The sequence below is a fragment of the Mycobacterium pseudokansasii genome (assembly GCF_900566075.1).
GTDB lineage: Bacteria > Actinomycetota > Actinomycetes > Mycobacteriales > Mycobacteriaceae > Mycobacterium > Mycobacterium pseudokansasii.
Map to the genome: position 1 here is coordinate 2,939,572 of NZ_UPHU01000001.1, position 16,867 is coordinate 2,956,438.

A 16,867-nucleotide genomic window follows, 5' to 3' on the forward strand; every position below is an offset into this window, starting at 1 on the left:
AGCCACCAAGGAGCGACTTTGACGGGCACTGACAAGCATGTTGATTACCTCAAACGGCTGACCGCCGATCTGCGGCGCGCCCGGCGCCGGCTTGCCGAACTGGAGGACCGGCTGTCGGAGCCGGTGGCGATCGTGGGGATGGGCTGCCGGTATCCGGGTGGCGTCGACTCGCCGGAGTCGTTGTGGCAGATGCTGATTGAGGGACGCGACGCGATCTCGGAATTCCCTTCCGACCGCGGCTGGGACATCGAGGGAATGTTCGATCCGGATCCGGATGCGCCCGGGAAAACATACACGCGACGGGGCGGATTTCTTTCCGACGCGGGTGACTTCGACGCCAGGTTCTTCGGTATCGGGCCCAGCGAGGCATTGGCGATGGATCCGCAGCAGCGGTTGCTGCTGGAGGTGTCCTGGGAAGCCTTGGAACGCACCGGGATCGACCCGACCACCCTGCGCGGCTCGCCCACCGGCGTGTTCGTCGGCGTCATTCATGCCGGCTATGGCGGCGAGGTCAAGGGTGAGCTGGAAGGATACGGCCTGACGGGTTCGACGTTGAGTGTGGCGTCGGGTCGGGTGGCGTATGTGCTGGGGTTGGAGGGCCCGGCGGTGTCGGTGGATACGGCGTGTTCGTCGTCGTTGGTGGCGTTGCATTTGGCGGTGCAGTCGTTGCGGTCGCGCGAGTGCGATCTGGCGCTGGTGGGTGGGGTGACGGTGATGGCCACCCCGGCGGCGTTCGTGGAGTTCAGTCGGCAGCGTGCGCTGGCGCCCGACGGCCGGTGTAAGGCGTATGCGGGGGCTGCCGACGGCACCGCATGGTCGGAAGGTGCGGGGGTGTTGGTGGTGGAGCGGCTCGCCGATGCGCGGCGGTGGGGGCATCCGGTGTTGGCGTTGGTGCGCGGTTCGGCGGTCAATCAGGATGGCGCCTCCAACGGGCTGACGGCACCGAATGGGCCGGCGCAACAGCGGGTGATTCGGGCGGCGTTGGCCAGTGCGCGGTTGGGGGTGGCCGATGTGGATGTGGTGGAGGGGCATGGCACCGGGACCATGCTGGGGGATCCGATTGAGGCGCAGGCGATTGTGGCCACCTATGGGCAGCGTGGTGGTGAGTCTGGCAGCGGGCCGCTGTGGTTGGGGTCGATCAAATCCAACATGGGCCATACGTCGGCGGCGGCGGGGGTGGCCGGGGTGATGAAGATGGTGTTGGCGATGCAGCATGGGGTGTTGCCCAAGACGTTGCATGTGGATGTGCCGACGCCGCATGTGGATTGGTCGGCGGGGGCGGTGTCGTTGTTGACCCAGGCGCGGCCCTGGCCGGCTGAGCCGGTGCTGGGTCGGGCGCGGGGCCGGGTTAGAAGGGCCGCGGTGTCGTCGTTTGGGATCAGTGGCACCAATGCGCATGTGATTCTCGAGCAAGCGCCCGCGGATGGTGCGGCGACCAGTGAGCTGGCCGAGCCGGTTACCGGGGTGGTGCCGTGGGTGGTGTCGGCACGCTCGGGGCCGGCGTTGGTCAACCAGGCGCGGCGGTTGTTGGCGTGGGTGGAGCAGCGTCCCGGGTTTGATGTGGTGGATGTGGGGTGGTCGTTGGTGTCCACCCGGTCGGTGTTCGAGCATCGGGCGGTGGTGGTGGGCGCCGACCGGGCGCAGTTGTTGCAGGGTTTGGCCGGTCTTGCCGCCGGTGAGCCGGGTGGCGCGGCGGTGGCCGGCCGCGCCCGGCCGACCGGCAAGATCGTGTTCGTCTTCCCCGGACAAGGGGCGCAATACCTGGGCATAGGCCGCGGGTTGTATGAACGGTTCCCGTTATACGCCAAAGCATTTGACGCCGTCGCCGACGCGTTGGATCGGTACCTGAGATTGCCGTTGCGGCAGGTGTTGTGGGGAACTGATGAGGCGCTGCTGGAAAGTACCGAGTTCGCCCAACCGGCGTTGTTCGCCGTGGCGGTGGCGTTGGCGGCGCTGCTGGCGGACATGGGTGTGGTGCCGGAGGTGGTGCTGGGTCATTCGGTGGGCGAGATCGCGGCGGCCCAGGTGGCCGGGGTGTTGTCGCTGACCGATGCCGCGCGCGTGGTGGTGGCGCGCGGTCGGTTGATGGCCGGGTTGCCCGCCGGCGGGGCAATGGTGGCGGTGGCCGCTTCCGAGGACGAGGTGGCGCCGCTGCTGGCACCCGGAGTCGAGATCGCGGCGGTCAATGCGGCTGATTCGGTGGTGGTTTCGGGTCCCGCGACCGCTGTGGACGTCGTCGTCGACCGGTTAGTGGCGCTGGGGCGCCGAGTGCATCGGTTGGCGGTGTCGCACGCGTTCCATTCGGGATTGATGGAGCCGATGCTGCAGGACTTCGGCATGGTTCTGGCCGATCTGACCGCAGATCTGCCGCAGATCGGGTTGGTGTCCAATGTCACCGGACGATTGGCGGGCTCGGGGTACGGGTCGGCGTCGTATTGGCTCGAGCATGTGCGCAAGCCGGTGCGGTTCGCCGACAGTGTGGCGCTGATCGAGTCTTTGGGAGCGGTGACATTCGTGGAGGTGGGCCCCCGGGCCGGGTTGACGGTGTCGCCGCCGCTGTTGGTCAAGGACCGGCCCGAAGCCCAATCCCTGCTCACCGGGCTGGGCGAATTGTTCACTCAAGGCTTGTCCGTGGACTGGCGCACGGTGTTCACCGGCCTGGGTGCCCAGCGAGTCGAGTTGCCCACCTATGCCTTCATGCGCCGCCGGTTCTGGTTGAAAGACCTGGGAGTCGACCAGACCAAACTGAGCGGTGTCGGCCTGAGGGGGCTTGGTCATCCGCTGCTGGGGGCGGTGGTGGAACGCCCCGATGTCGGTGGCGTGGTGTTGACGGGGATGCTGTCCCCCGAACTGCAGGGGTGGTTGGGCGATCACGTCGTGGGCGGTGTAACCCTGTTCCCGGGGACCGGATTCGTGGAGTTGGCGTTGCGAGCCGGTGACGAGGTCGGCTGTCCGGTTGTGCAGGAGCTGACCTTACTGTCGCCGCTGGCATTGCCGGCGGGCGAAGCGACGCGGATACAGGTCGTGGTCGGTGACGCCGACGGGGCGGGGAGCCGGACGGTATCGGTGTATTCGACCCGGGCAGCCGGCGATTCGTGGGTGCTGCATGCCGACGGTGTCCTACGGGCCGGCGGTCCCGGTCACGGAGTGGACTTGTCGGTGTGGCCGCCGGTGGGTGCGTCCGCCGTGGATATGACCGATGTCTACGAGCGGTTGTCGCAACGTGGTTACGGCTACGGACCGGCGTTTCGCGGCCTGCGGGCGGTGTGGCGGCGGGGGCGCGAAATCTATGCGGAGGTGGCCGCTCCCGAGGATGTCAAGGTGGCGGGGTTTGGTATCCACCCGGCGGTGCTGGATACCGCGCTGCATGCCTGGGGGTTCGCCGCGGCTGCCGACCAGTTGGCGCTGCCGTTCTCCTGGCAGGGGGTGTCGTTGCAGGCAGCCGGTGCGTCACGGGTCCGGGTGCGCATCACCCCGGCAGACGCCGGTTCGGTGTCGGTGGCGCTGGCCGATTCGGCGGGCCTGCCGGTGTTGTCGGTGCGTGAGTTGGCCATTCGTCCGGTGTCAGGTGACGCGTTGTCGGCGGCGGCGTTGGCTGCCGGTGGTGTGGCCGGTGACCGGTTACTCGAACTGGCATGGTCGCCGATTACGTTGGGGCGCGGGGGCGCCGACTCCGGGGTGGTCGTGTGGGAGTCCGAAGCGAGTGCCGGTGGTGTCGCCGAACGCGTGGTTGCGGCGCTGGAGAGGCTGCAGCGTTGGTTGGCCGATGATCGTCGCGAAGTCCTGGTGGTGTTGACGTGCGGCGCGGTGGGGTGGGGCGGTGAGCGCGTCCCCGACTTGGCGGGTGCGGCGGTGTGGGGGCTGGTGCGGTCGGCGCAGGCGGAGTACCCGGGCCGGGTGGTTCTGGTGGATTCGGACGGATCCGTGGCCGCCGACGCGGTCGTTGGTGCCGGTGAGCCGCAGTTGGTGGTGCGTTCCGGCGTGGTGTACGGCGCCCGGCTGGCGGTTGTGAATTCGGGCTTGACGTTGCCGGATCGGTTGTGGCGGTTGGGTGTTGGCGGCGGCGGAACGTTCGAGGAGGTGGCGGTGCGGCCGTGTCCGCGGGTAGACCTGGCGGCCCGCCAGGTGCGGGTTGCCGTGGGCGCGGTAGGGGTGAACTTCCGGGATGTGTTGGTGGCCTTGGGGATGTACCCGGGCGGCGGCGAGCTGGGCGCCGAGGGAGCCGGGGTGGTGGTCGAGGTGGGCCCGGGGGTCACGGGGCTGTCCGTCGGTGACCTGGTGATGGGTTTGCTGGGGGTGGTGAGCTCCGAAGCGGTGGTGGATGAGCGGTTGGTCACGGCGGTTCCGGCGGGCTGTTCGCTGGTTGCGGCCGCGGGCGTGCCGGTGGCGTTCCTGACCGCGTGGTACGGGTTGTCGGCGTTGGCTGGTGTGCGAGCCGGCCGGAAGGTCCTGGTGCATGCCGCGACCGGCGGTGTGGGCATGGCGGCCGTCGCATTGGCGCGGTATTGGGGTGCGGAAGTCTTCGCCACCGCAAGTGTCGGAAAATGGGATACGTTGCGGGCCATGGGCTTTGACGACGATCATATCGGCGATTCCCGGACGCTCGACTTCGAGGAGAAGTTCCGCAAAGCCACCGGCGGCGGGGTCGACGTGGTGCTCAACTCGCTGGCGGGGGAGTTCGTCGATGCGTCGTTGCGGCTGTTGGTGCCAGGCGGGTGCTTCATCGAGATGGGCAAGACCGACCTGCGGGACCCCCGGGCGGTGACCGAACAGTATCGGGGAGTGGGCTATCGGGCATTCGACTTGATGGAGGCCGGCCCCGACCTCATCGCGCAGATGCTTTCCGAGGTGCTCGAGTTACTGTCCAGCCGGACCTTGAAGCCGTTGCCGGTCAGGGCTTTTGACGTGCGCTGCGCTCAGCAGGCGTACCGCTGTGTCAGCCAGGCCCGTCATGTCGGCAAGGTGGTGCTGACCATCCCCCAAGGGCCGGCGGCGCGGTCGGTTCTCCATGGGGGCAGCGTGGTGATCACCGGCGGCACCGGAATGGCCGGGGCGGCGGTGGCGCGGCATCTGGTGGATCGTTACGGGGTCGGGCATGTGGTTTTGCTAAGCCGCACCGGCGAGCACGCCCCCGGCGTTGCGGACTTGGTGGCCCGCTTGCAGCAGGGTGGAGCTGAGGTTTCGGTGGCCGCCTGTGATGTGGCCGATCGCGATGCGGTCAAAGCAGTGCTGACCGAGTTACCGGACAGGTTCCCGCTCAAGGGAGTGTTCCATGCCGCCGGGGTGCTGGACGACGCGGTGATCGCGTCGCTGACGCCGAGCCGGGTCGAGGCGGTGCTGAAGGCCAAGGTCGACGGGGCCTGGAACCTGCACCAGCTGACTCAGGATGTGGGTCTGGCGGCGTTCGTGATGTTTTCGTCGATGGCCGGGATCGCGGGAGCCCCGGGGCAGGGCAGTTACGCGGCGGCCAACGCGTTCCTGGACGGGTTGGCCGCATATCGGCGCGAGCACGGGCTTGCCGGACTATCGGTTGCCTGGGGATTGTGGGAACAGCCCAGCATCATGACCCGGCACTTGGGGGAACGAGATTTCGCCCGGATGAAGCAGGCCGGGCTGGATCGGCTGACCACCGAGCACGCGCTGCAACTGCTGGACACCGCGCTACTCAGCGACCGCCCGGTCGTCGTCGCCGCCCAGCTCAATACCGCGGTGATGACCGCCAATGCCGAGGTGCTCCCGCTATGGCGCGAATTGGTCACCCGCCCGTCGCGGCGCGTCATCGAGGGCACCGGCACCGCCGCGTCGATGCCGGGCCTGATTTCGCGTTTGCAATCGCTGAGCCCCGACCAACGCCACCGCGAACTCGTCGACGTGATCATCACCAACGCCGCGACCGTTCTCGGGCATTCCAGCGCCGTCGACATCGATGCCCATAAGCCCTTCCAGGATCTCGGGTTTGACTCGCTGACCGCCGTGGAACTGCGCAACCGCATCAAGGCCGCAACCGGGATGACTCTTTCACCCACGCTGATCTTCGATTACCCGACCCCGGCCACCCTGGCCGAACACCTTGCCCACCAACTCGATTCGACCGTCGCCGTGCTCGCCGACGAGCAGTCTGACCGGCTGGCCCGCTTCGACGACGTTGCGCGCGAACTCGATACCCTGGTGAACCGGCCCGACTGGACCTCCGAAGAGAAGGACCAGGTGTCCGACCGGCTGCGCGCTATGCTGGCCGGCCTCGCCACGCCCAGCGCCGTTATCGGCAGCCACGACGCCGACATCACCACCGCCAGCGAAAACGAACTGTTCGCCATTCTCGACGAGGAACTGGGTCCGTGAACCCGGGCGACATCGCAATTGTCGGACTGGCATGCCGGTTTCCCGCCGGTGCCGGCCCCGGCGAATTCTGGCAAGTGCTGCGCGACGGCCGCGAAGCCACCGGACCCATGACCGGTAGCGCCGATTTCGACGCGGAGTTCTTCGATATCTCGCCCCGCGAGGCCGCCGCGATGGACCCGCGGCAACGGCTGGCGCTGGAACTGACCTGGGAGCTGCTCGAAGATGCCTTCATCGTGCCGGAAACCATTCGGGCGCAGCAGGTCTCGGTGTACCTCGGAGCCATGAACGACGACTATTCGTTCTTGACGCTGCGCGGCCCCGCCGAAAACGTGGATCACTACTCGTTTGCCGGGGTCAGTAGGGCGATGATCGCCAACAGGGTCTCATATGCCTTCGCCTTGCACGGTCCCAGCCTGACTGTCGATTCCGGTCAATCGTCGTCGCTGGTGGCGGTTCACCTCGCCTGTGAGAGCCTGCGTGCCGGAACCTCCGAGCAGGCGATTGCCGGCGGCGTACATCTGAATGTGGCAAGCGAAACGGCCCTGCTGGAGCACGAGTTCGGTGCCGTGTCGACCTCCGGCCATACCTACGCGTTCGACGCCCGCGCCGATGGCTACGTTCGCGGGGAAGGCGGTGGCCTGGTTCTGCTGAAGCCGCTGCGCGCGGCCCTGGCTGACGGAAACCGAATCCGCGCAGTCATTGTGGGTAGCGCCGTGGGAAACGCCGGGCACAGCCCCGCCGGCCTGACCGCGCCCTCGACTTCGGCGGAAGCCGACGTGATCCGGCGTGCGCTGGCCCAGGCCGGCGTGGACTGCACCGGCGTCGACTACGTCGAGGCGCACGGTACCGGCACCAGAATCGGCGACCCGGCCGAGGCCGCGGCGCTGGGTCAGATATTCGCTCAGCGCCGGGATGATCCGGTCAGGGTTGGCTCGGTGAAGACGAACATCGGCCACGCCGGGGCGGCAGCGGGAATCGCGGGCCTGATCAAGACGGTGTTGGCCATCGAAAATGAGTCGATTCCGCCGAGCCTCAACTATGTCAGCGCTCGCTCCGCCATCGGTTTGGAAAGCCTTGGGCTGCAAGTCAACACCACGTCGACGGGGTGGCCGGAGCGACGGCGGCCATGGCGCGCCGGGGTGTCGTCGTTCGGAATGGGCGGCACCAACGCCCACCTGTTGCTCCAGCAGGCGCCCGCCACCGAAAGTGTTGCAATGCCACGTGCTGACAAGTCAACCGGCCTACCGTGGGTGCTGTCGGCCCGGTCGGCGCCAGCGTTGGCCAACCAGGTGCAACGATTGCTGGCCCGGATGGACGAGCGCCCCGATCTGGATGCGGTGGATGTGGGCTGGTCGCTGGTGTCCACCCGGTCGGTGTTCGAGCACCGGGCGGTGGTGGTGGGCACCGGCCGGGCGCAGCTGCTGAGCGGGCTTGCCGGCCTTGCCACCGGCGAACCGGGCGCCGGTGTGGCGGTTGGTCGGGCACGGCGGGTCGGCAAGATCGCATTCGTGTTCCCCGGCCAAGGCGTGCAATACCTGGGCATGGGCCGCGGAATGTGCGAGCGGTTCCCGCTGTTCAGCAAGGCTTTCGATGCCGCCGCCAACGCGCTGGATGAACACCTGAGGCTACCGCTGCGGCGGGTGCTGTGGGGTACGGATGCCGCGGCGTTGCAAAATACCGAGTTTGCGCAACCGGCGTTGTTCGCCGTGGAGGTGGCGTTGGCGGCGTTGCTGGCTGAGATGGGTGTGGTGCCCGACGTCGTGCTGGGTCAATCGGTGGGCGAGATCGCGGCGGCCCAGGTGGCCGGGGTGTTGTCGCTGGCCGACGCCGCGCGCGTGGTTGCGCTCCGCGCCCGACTGATGTCGGGATTGCCGGCAGGCGGCGCGATGGTGGCGGTCGCCGCTTCTGAAGACGAGGTGGTGCCGCTGCTGGCGCCCGGCGTCGAGATCGCGGCGGTCAATGCGCCTGATTCGGTGGTGATTTCCGGCCTCGAGCCTACGGTGAACGCGGTGGCAGACCGGCTGGCGGGCACGGGACGGCGGGTGCGCCGGTTGGCGGTGTCGCACGCGTTTCATTCGGCATCGATGGAGCCGATGCTTGCGGAGTTCGCTGCGGCCTTGGCGGGGCTGCCGATGAGTCGGCCGCGGATCGCGTTGGTGTCCAATGTTACTGGCCGATTGGCTGGTGCCGACTATGGATCGGCAGCGTATTGGGTTGAGCATGTGCGTAAACCGGTGCGGTTGGCCGAAGGTATCTCATTTGCCGAGTCTTCGGGCGCCACGACTTTTCTCGAGATCGGCCCCAGCGCCGGTTTGACAACCTCTCCGGGGTTGCTGGCCAGGGATCATCCCGAAGCCGAATCCATGCTCACCGCAATGAGTCAGCTGTTCACCGAAGGTGTAAGCATAGACTGGCCCAAGGCATTTGCCGGCCTTGGCGCCCGGCCGGTCGAACTTCCCACCTACGGCTTTGCGCGGCAGCGATTTTGGCTCGGCGAGGGCACCCGTCACGACATCGAACATGCCGGTACGTCCGGGCTGCGGCACACCTGGAACGAACTCGAACCGGCGGAACAGCACCGTCGGCTGCTCGATTTGGTGTGCCGAAACGCGGCCGCGGTGTTGGGTCACTCGAGCAGCCGCGACATCGACGCGGGCCGCGCTTTTGACGACCTCGGGTTCGAGTCGATGACGGGAATCGAGCTGCGTAACCGCCTGGCCTCAGCCACCGGTTTGACGTTGTCGCGCACGCTGATATTCGACTATCCCACTCCCGCAGCGGTCGCCCGTCAGCTGGCTCAACAACTGTCGTCGAGCCATCTGGACCAATCCGGCGACGAGCAGGTCTGGCCGCTGTTGAGAAGCATTCCGCTGCACGAGCTTCGGCGAGCCGGATTACTGGGCAAACTCTTGGCGTTGGCCGGCCAGGTCGACGACGCGGTGCCTGAATCGACCGTCACCGAGGACGTCATCGACTCGCTGAGCCCCGATGCCCTGGTCGCGATGGCGCTCGAGCCATCCGATGACAACAGCCTCCAATGACGAAATCCGTCCGGGCAGGCCGAATTACGGCAGCACCGACCGTGTCCGCATACGACATGTGTTGAATACGCGTGACTTTGCCAGACCGCCCGAAGCCGCCTAAAATTTGAATTCCCTTCGGGTGGGCTGGCCGGCAGGTGAGCAAGTAAGGGCAGGGGGCCATGAGCGTTGTTGCAGGTGTGTGCGGTGCATTGCCGCCGCATCGCTATAGCCAGAGTCAGATCACCGATTCGTTCGTCGAATTTCCCGGTCTGAAGGAGCACCAAGATATCGTCCGGCGCTTGCACGCCGCCGCCCGGGTGAACAGCCGTCAATTCGTCCTTCCGCTGGAGCAGTACCCGGGGCTGACCGACTTCGGCGATGCGAACGAGATCTTTATCGACAAGGCCGTGGATCTGGCCGTCGAGGCGCTCATGGGTGCGCTCCACGAGGCCGGGCTGGAACCGCGCGACATCGACATGATCGTCACCACAACGGTGACCGGTGTCGCGGTGCCGGCACTCGATGCCCGGGTCGCCGGCCGGCTGGGCCTGCGCCCCGACGTACGCAGGGTGCCGCTGTTCGGTCTGGGGTGCGTGGCCGGCGCCGCCGGAGTGGCCCGGCTACACGACTACCTGCGCGGCGCACCCGACGCCGTCGCCGTACTGATAGCGGTCGAGCTCTGTTCGCTCACCTACCCCGCGGTCAAGCCGACCGTGTCGGGACTTATCGGGACGGCGCTGTTCGGGGACGGCGCCGCCGCCGTGGTCGCCGTCGGCGACCGCCGCGCCGAGCAGCTGCGCACCAGCGGGCCCACCATCGTCGACTCCCGCAGCCGGCTGTACCCCGAATCGCTGCACATCATGGGTTGGGACGTCGGTTCTCATGGCCTGCAGCTGCGGCTTTCTCCCGAACTCCCCAACCTGATCGAGCACTACCTGCCCGGCGACGTAACCGGATTCCTTGCCACGCATGGACTGTCCAAGGACGACGTCGGCGCGTGGGTGAGTCACCCGGGCGGTCCCAAGGTGATCGACGCAATCACCACTAGCCTCGAACTGGCCCCCGACGCACTCGAGCTGACCTGGCGTTCGCTCGGCGAAATCGGCAACCTCTCGTCGGCGTCGGTGCTGCACATCCTGCGCGACACCATCGCCAAACGGCCGCCGAGCGGAAGTCCCGGGCTGATGCTGGCCATGGGGCCGGGGTTCTGTGCCGAGCTGGTACTACTGCGCTGGCACTGAGCCGGCAAACTCGACGGTCAGCCCCGGTTTAGGGGACAGCGCGGCGAAGTTGGCCGCGCGGATCCGCTGAGCAGGCAGGCGCAGCGTAGTTCGGGCGACCAGTCGAGCCAGCATCACCGTCATCTCGGTGGTAGCCATGACCGCCCCGATGCATCGGTGCAGCCCGCCGCTGAACGGGATGAACTCGTGTGGCGCGGGCTTACGGTAGTCCGGCGAGTCGGGGTCCCAGCGCTGCGGACGGAACTCCCTTGGGGCGGGCCATATTTCGGGCAACCGATGGGTGACGTACGCGCTGAAGATCAGCAGCCGTCCCGACCTGACCCGGTGGCCGTCGAACACCAGGTCGCGCATCACTCTGCGAGCCGAGATCACCCCGGGGGAGTACAGCCGAAGTGTTTCCTGCACCAGGCCGTTCAGGTAGGTCAGTGAGCCGATGTTGTCGGCGGCGGGCGCGTTGCCGCCGAGCACGCGATCAACCTCTCGGGCGACCGTCTCCCAGGCGCCCGGCAACGTGAGCAACGCATGGGCCGCCCAGGCCAGCGCTCCGCTGGTGGTTTCGTAGCCGGCAGTGATGAGCGAGACGATCGCATCGCGTATCTCGTTGTCGCTCAACGTGTCGATCAGTGTGGTCAACATGTGGTCGTCGGGCCCGGGCCGGGGGCGCGCGTCGGAGATCACCGCGCCGACAAGGTCGTCGACACGGTGCCGGGCCGCCATCGCGCGTCGCCAGCCCGGTGAGTTCAACCGTCGCTGCAGCCGCATCAGCTGCGGCGGCCGGTGGGTCAGGTCGAGCAGCGGCTGCAACTGTTCACCGAGGAAGTCCGAATGGGCGGCCAGCCGCGGGCCGAACAGACTCTCGGCGGTGCTGCGCCGTACCGCCGAACGGAACTGCTGGTAGAGGTCGAGGCGCTGTCCCGGACGCCAGGTGTTGATGACTTCGTCGATAGTGGACACCATGGTCTGCACATAGTCCTGAACCTGCCGGTGGCGCAGTCCGGGCGCCACCACGCTACGGCGGCGCCGGTGGTCTTCGCCGTCGCTGACGATCAGCGCGGTAGGCCCGTCGACGGGAACCAGGCTCTCGAACGTCTCACGCCAGCTGAACGCGTCGGCGTTGGCGAACACGAACTTATTGGCCTCAGGGCCCAACAGATACACGAAGCCATGGCGCCCGACGCCGGCGTCGACCACCGCACCGCGGTGCCGATAGAGCGCCAGCAGTGCTTCCCCGGGCAGGTACGGCACCGTCCGGTACGCGTTCATTCCAGCGCCTCCGAAATCTGCAGCCAGCGCTCCTCCGTCGCGCCAACCTCGTCTTCGAGGTCGCGCAATTCCCGGCTCAACCGGGCCAGGCCGACGTGGTCGGCCTGGTCATGTTCGGCGAGTTCGGTGTGCTTGGCGGCAATCCGGTCGGCCAGGCGGGCAAGCTGACGCTCGGCGGCGGCCAGCTCCTTCTCCGCGGCCCGGCGCTGCGCGCCCGAGATCTCTTGGGGCTCAGCCGGTTTAGCGGCCGGTGTCGGTGACGGTTTGGTAGCCAGCCGCAGGTATTCGTCGATGCCGCCGGGCAGATGCCGCAGCCGGCCGTCCAGAATCGCGTACTGCTGATCGGTGACCCGTTCCAGCAGATAGCGATCGTGGGAGACGACGATCAAGGTGCCCGCCCAGGAGTCCAGCAGATCCTCGGTGGCCGTCAGCATGTCGGTGTCCACGTCGTTGGTGGGCTCGTCGAGCAGCAGCACATTGGGTTCCGATAACAGCGTCAGCATGAGCTGCAGCCGTCGCCGCTGACCGCCGGAAAGATCGCCGACCCGCGCCGAAAGCTGACCCCGGACGAAGCCGAGACGTTCCAGCAGCTGGGCCGGGGTCAGCTCACGCCCGCCGACCTCGTAGCCGCTGCGAAGCCTGGTCAGTACCTCGGCAATCCGGTCCTGCGCGAACGGGGTCAGCGCATCACCTTGCTGGTCGAGCACCGCCAGCCGGACGGTCTTGCCGCGCTTGACCCGGCCGGAGTCGGGCTCGATGGTGCCGGCGATCAGTCCCAGCAGGGTGGATTTCCCGGCGCCGTTGGCTCCGACGATTCCGGTGCGTTCGCCCGGGCCGATCCGCCATTCGATGTCCCGCAGCACCGGGCGGCCGTCAAAGCAGACCGACACGTCGAGTAGGTCGATGACGTCCTTGCCCAGTCGGGCGGTGGCCAGCTTGGCCAGCTCGACGGTGTTGCGCAGCGGCGGCACGTCGGCGATCAGCTGATTGGCGGCCTCGATGCGGAACTTGGGTTTGGAGGTTCGCGCCGGGGGACCCCGCCGCAGCCAGGCCAGCTCCTTGCGCATCAGGTTCTGTCGCTTGGCCTCGGCCGCGGCGGCGAGCCGGTCACGTTCGACGCGTTGCAGCACGTAGGCCGCGTATCCGCCTTCGAAGGGCTCGACGACGCCGTCGTGGACTTCCCACGTGGTGGTGGCGATCTCGTCGAGAAACCACCGGTCGTGGGTGACCAGCAGCAGCCCGCCGCTGCTGCGGGCCCAGCGTTGTTGGAGGTGGCCGGCCAGCCAGGTGATGCCTTCGATGTCGAGGTGGTTGGTGGGCTCGTCGAGAGCGATCACGTCCCAGTCGCCGACCAGGAGCCGGGCCAGCTGCACGCGGCGCCGCTGGCCGCCGCTGAGGGTGGAAACCTTTGCACGCCAGGCGATGTCGGACACCAATCCGGCGACCACGTCGCGGACGCGCGGGTCACCGGCCCAGTGGTGTTCCGGTTGGTCGCCGACCAGCGTCCAGCCGACGGTGCGAGCGGGGTCCAGGGTGTCGGCCTGGCTCAGCGCACCGACGCGCAAACCGCTGCGCCGGGTGACCCGTCCGGAGTCCGGCGGCAGCTGGCCGGTGAGCAGGTCCAGCAGGCTGGATTTGCCGTCCCCGTTTCGCCCGACGATGCCGATGCGCGCACCGTCGTCGACGCCGAGTGTGACCGATTCGAATATCACCTGGGCCGGGTACGCCAGGTGTACGGCCTCGGCTCCGAGCAGGTGTGCCACCGGGCCGACGCTACCTGCACACATTGTCGACCCCGCCGGCGGACAGATTCCGTGTCGGACCCCATGGCCTTCGGCGTCAACGGTGCCGGCTGTGCCGCCCCGGGCACGGTTCTCAAGGGCCGGTGGTACCCGCTCGGTCGGGCGCTGTCGAAGGCCCGGGAAACCTTGTCGCCCAATGTAATTGCTGGTTGGGCAGCCCGGCGGGGGAATGGCCGCGGCGAGCATTGTCGGGGGCCCGCGGAAAAGGTGGGGTTCGAGCGGTTGCGGACCCAATCAGCCGCCAGTCGCCCGGTAGCGCGACTCGGCCGCGGGCAGACGAGCATCGTTTCCGCAAACTTCCGGCCGTTCAGGACCATTCCAGGGGGCAACATCTGCCCACATCATCCCTAGACTCGACCGCACACCACGACGAGAGGTAACCGGAATGGACGCGCCAGGCATCGAAACGCGATCCGGCGAGGACAAGCTGACGCTTGCCCAATGGATGACTGTGCTCGCCATGGGGCTGGGATTCGCCGTCACCGGTGCCGATCCAACCATCTTCTCCAGCAATCTCGTGCCGGTGCGGGAGGGACTGCACATGTCCACCGCTGCGGCTGGGTTCGCTGCCAGTCTGGCTACTCTCACCCTGGCCGCGGCCATACTCGGCGCGGGCACCCTCGGCGACGTCTACGGAAAACGCCGGATGTATCTGCTGGGCCTGGTCGGCGCCATCGTTTTCGGCCTGCTGGCCGCAGCCTCGCCCAATGCGGTGATGCTGATGGTCGCGCGCGCTCTGACCGGTGTCTTCTTCGCCTTCCTGCTGGGTCTTTCGCTGGCGATCATCAACGCCGTGTTCCTGCCTGAGCAGCGGCCCAAGGCCATCAGCCTCTTCCTTGGGACCGCATTCCTGGTCGGCGCACCACTACCGCTGATCGGCAACGTCCTGGTCGAATCACTTGGGTGGCGCTGGGCGTTGGTCGTGGCCCCCGCCGTAGCGTTGCTCACCATCCCCATCACCGTTCGGTTCGTTCCCGAGACGTTCCGGATCAGCGATCGACCAATCGACTATCCCGGCATTGCCGCCGCCGGCTTCATGCTGGTCAGCCTGGTCTACGGTCTGTCCCGGCTGGCTCACGGCCCGGCCGCTGCCGCGCCGCCGTTGCTGATCGGGCTGGCTGCCGGAGTCTTCTTCGTGTGGTGGGAGTTGCGGACCGACCATCCGGCCCTGGATCTGCGAATCTTCCGGGCCGGCCCGTTCAATGCCGCCGTCATCGCCGGGCTGGCGTTCAACTTCCTGTCCGCCGGGCTCATCCTCATCCTGAGCTACTACGCCACCGTGGTCCGCGGGTATTCGCTCACCGTGCTGGGTGTGTTGTTGGTGCTGGGCGCCGCCGTGCAGGCGCCCGCGGCCGTAGCGGCAGGCCGCATGATGACCCGGACCTCGGCGCGGGCCACCATCCTGTTTGGTCTGGGGTTGCTCACCGTGGCCACCGGTGTATTCGCCACCTTCGGTATGGACACTTCTATCGTCGTGATCGGTGTGGGAATAGTGGCCTTGACTGCCGGCCTGGGCTTCATTGAGCCCCCGCAGGCCAGCGTCATGATGAGTTTTGCCCCACCAGGCTTGGAGGGCTCGGTTGCCGCGGTCAAACCCGGCGTCGGCCAGTCCGCATACTCACTCGGCCCCACCATGGTGACCCTGCTGGCCACGACTTTCTACACGGCACGAGCGCAGGACCGGTTCGCTGGCACGGGCGTCTCTCCCACTCAGGCCGCCAAAGCATTGGAGGCTACCCGTTCGTACGGCGGGAGCAACCTCGGCGGCGTCGCCGTGCTGGATCCGGAGGCGGCCCGCAGTCTCATGGCGACCACCCAGGAGGTCGTCGTGTCCGCGTTGCGTACTACCAGCCTGTTAATGGCACTGGTGCCGTTGACCGCCGCGGTGGCCGTCTGGCTACTGCTGCCGCGCCAGCTACCTCTTGAGCAGCGGGCTGGGTGACAGTCATCGCGATGGCCCGATGGCTGCGCCCAGCGCGGGGCGCGGGCCGGAGACAATCACCTTCCAGCCCCAAAAAAACAGCTGATAACAATTATTGCCAATGTGCACTATAGTCTGCCTCGCTTACCAAACTGGCGAGTCGCGATGCGACGCTGACGAAAAGGAGTTTCGGTGAGTCACACAGTCACGTCTGTCCTTGCACCGGCGGCTGTGTTGGCATCGTTGTCCGGCCATGCCGGGGGCGGTCCGCAAGTCAGTCAGCGACCGGAAAGTGGGCCGTGGCCAACCACCGTCAGCCCATCGCGAGGAGTGTCTGAGGGGTACCAGGTGACAACCTTCGTTAACGATCCCACTCCGAAATTCGAACGGACGCGCAATGGATACGATCCGGCTGCCGTCAACCAGTACATCGCGGAACTGATGGTTCAGCGGCAGGCGCAACACTACGAGACCGAGAGACTCAGGGTGGAGCTTGCCGCACTGCGGGACGAAAACGCGGTCCTGCGGGATACCTCGTCGTCGGCACCGGCGGTCACCGACCGGTTGGCGAAAATGCTGCGGTTCGCTGTCGACGAGGTATTTCAGATGCAGTCCGAGGCGCGGGCCGAGGCGTCGGCGTTGATTGCCGCGGCCAAGAATGACGCCGAAGCGGCTCGCGTGACCAAGAGAGACATGTTGGCCCAGATGGAGGCGCGGCAACGAGCACTCGATCTCGAGCATGCCGAGGCGGTCCGCCGTGCGCGAGAAGAAGCAGATGAGCTCAGGGCACAGGCTTTCCGAGAGATCGACCAGATGCGCGTCGCGGATGCCAGGCGCCGCGAGAAGGCGGAACAGCAACTCGATGCCGAACTGATCAGGCTCCGGTCCGACGCCCAATTCCAGATCGATGATCAGCTGCGAACTACGCAGCAGGAGTGCGACAAACGGCTCAATGACGCCAAGGCCGAGGCCGAACGGCGCGTCCGCCTTGCCGACGAGCAGGTCGAGCAGCGCATGGCCGAGGCGCGGCGTATGTTGGACGACGTCAATCAACGAAGGCTGGGTGTGCTCGAGCAGCTGGCTAGAATACACGCCAAACTCGAGGACGTCCCCGCGATCCTGGAGTCGGCCCGATGCGCCGAAACCGACATGCTTCAGTCGATGAGGGGCGCGTTCTCGGAGCTGCGAGCCATCTAGCCCGGATGTGGCGCGGGATTACGGGGTGGGCAGTAGCCCGGTTGCAAACGGGCCAAGGCGGTGGTCAACAGGTCAGCC

The 16,867-nt window shown here is 67.2% G+C and carries 7 protein-coding genes; 5 read left to right on the top strand and 2 right to left on the bottom strand.

All coding sequences use genetic code 11. The features are described from left to right. Nucleotides 1-18 precede the first annotated feature (18 nt). The 3 genes from EET10_RS13380 to EET10_RS13390 all read left to right on the top strand — a co-directional run bounded on the left by EET10_RS13380 (nt 19) and on the right by EET10_RS13390 (nt 10,606). A complete protein-coding gene (locus EET10_RS13380; RefSeq protein ID WP_122502212.1) occupies nt 19-6,342 on the top strand; it encodes a type I polyketide synthase in 6,324 nt (2,107 codons plus the stop codon). Beyond that, nucleotides 6,339-9,383 (top strand): type I polyketide synthase, encoded by a 3,045-nt coding sequence (locus EET10_RS13385; protein ID WP_122502213.1) that lies wholly within the window; start codon nt 6,339-6,341, stop codon nt 9,381-9,383. Before EET10_RS13380 ends, EET10_RS13385 begins: the two co-directional genes overlap by 4 nt. A 161-nt stretch (nt 9,384-9,544) precedes the next feature. Beyond that, nucleotides 9,545-10,606 (top strand): type III polyketide synthase, encoded by a 1,062-nt coding sequence (locus EET10_RS13390; protein WP_036403377.1) that lies wholly within the window; start codon nt 9,545-9,547, stop codon nt 10,604-10,606. On the opposite strand, the gene EET10_RS13395 is transcribed toward EET10_RS13390, so the two are convergent. Both EET10_RS13395 and EET10_RS13400 read right to left on the bottom strand, forming a co-directional pair. Next, a complete protein-coding gene (locus EET10_RS13395) occupies nt 10,589-11,851 on the bottom strand; it encodes a cytochrome P450 (RefSeq protein ID WP_122447216.1) in 1,263 nt (420 codons plus the stop codon). The genes EET10_RS13390 and EET10_RS13395 overlap by 18 nt on opposite strands. 14 nt (nt 11,852-11,865) lie before the next feature. Then, the gene (locus tag EET10_RS13400) at nt 11,866-13,632 is read right to left on the bottom strand and encodes an ABC-F family ATP-binding cassette domain-containing protein (protein ID WP_036403372.1); all 1,767 of its coding nucleotides are present in this window, start codon (nt 13,630-13,632) and stop codon (nt 11,866-11,868) included. 424 nt (nt 13,633-14,056) lie between these two features. On the opposite strand from EET10_RS13400, the gene EET10_RS13405 reads away from it, so the two are divergent. Both EET10_RS13405 and EET10_RS13410 read left to right on the top strand, forming a co-directional pair. Beyond that, on the top strand, nt 14,057-15,613 hold the full coding sequence (locus tag EET10_RS13405) for an MFS transporter (protein ID WP_051490528.1): 1,557 nt from the start codon (nt 14,057-14,059) through the stop codon (nt 15,611-15,613). A gap of 327 nt (nt 15,614-15,940) precedes the next feature. Further along, complete coding sequence (locus EET10_RS13410) at nt 15,941-16,789, top strand: hypothetical protein (RefSeq protein ID WP_036403369.1); 849 nt, start codon at nt 15,941-15,943, stop codon at nt 16,787-16,789. Nucleotides 16,790-16,867: the final 78 nt, after the last annotated feature.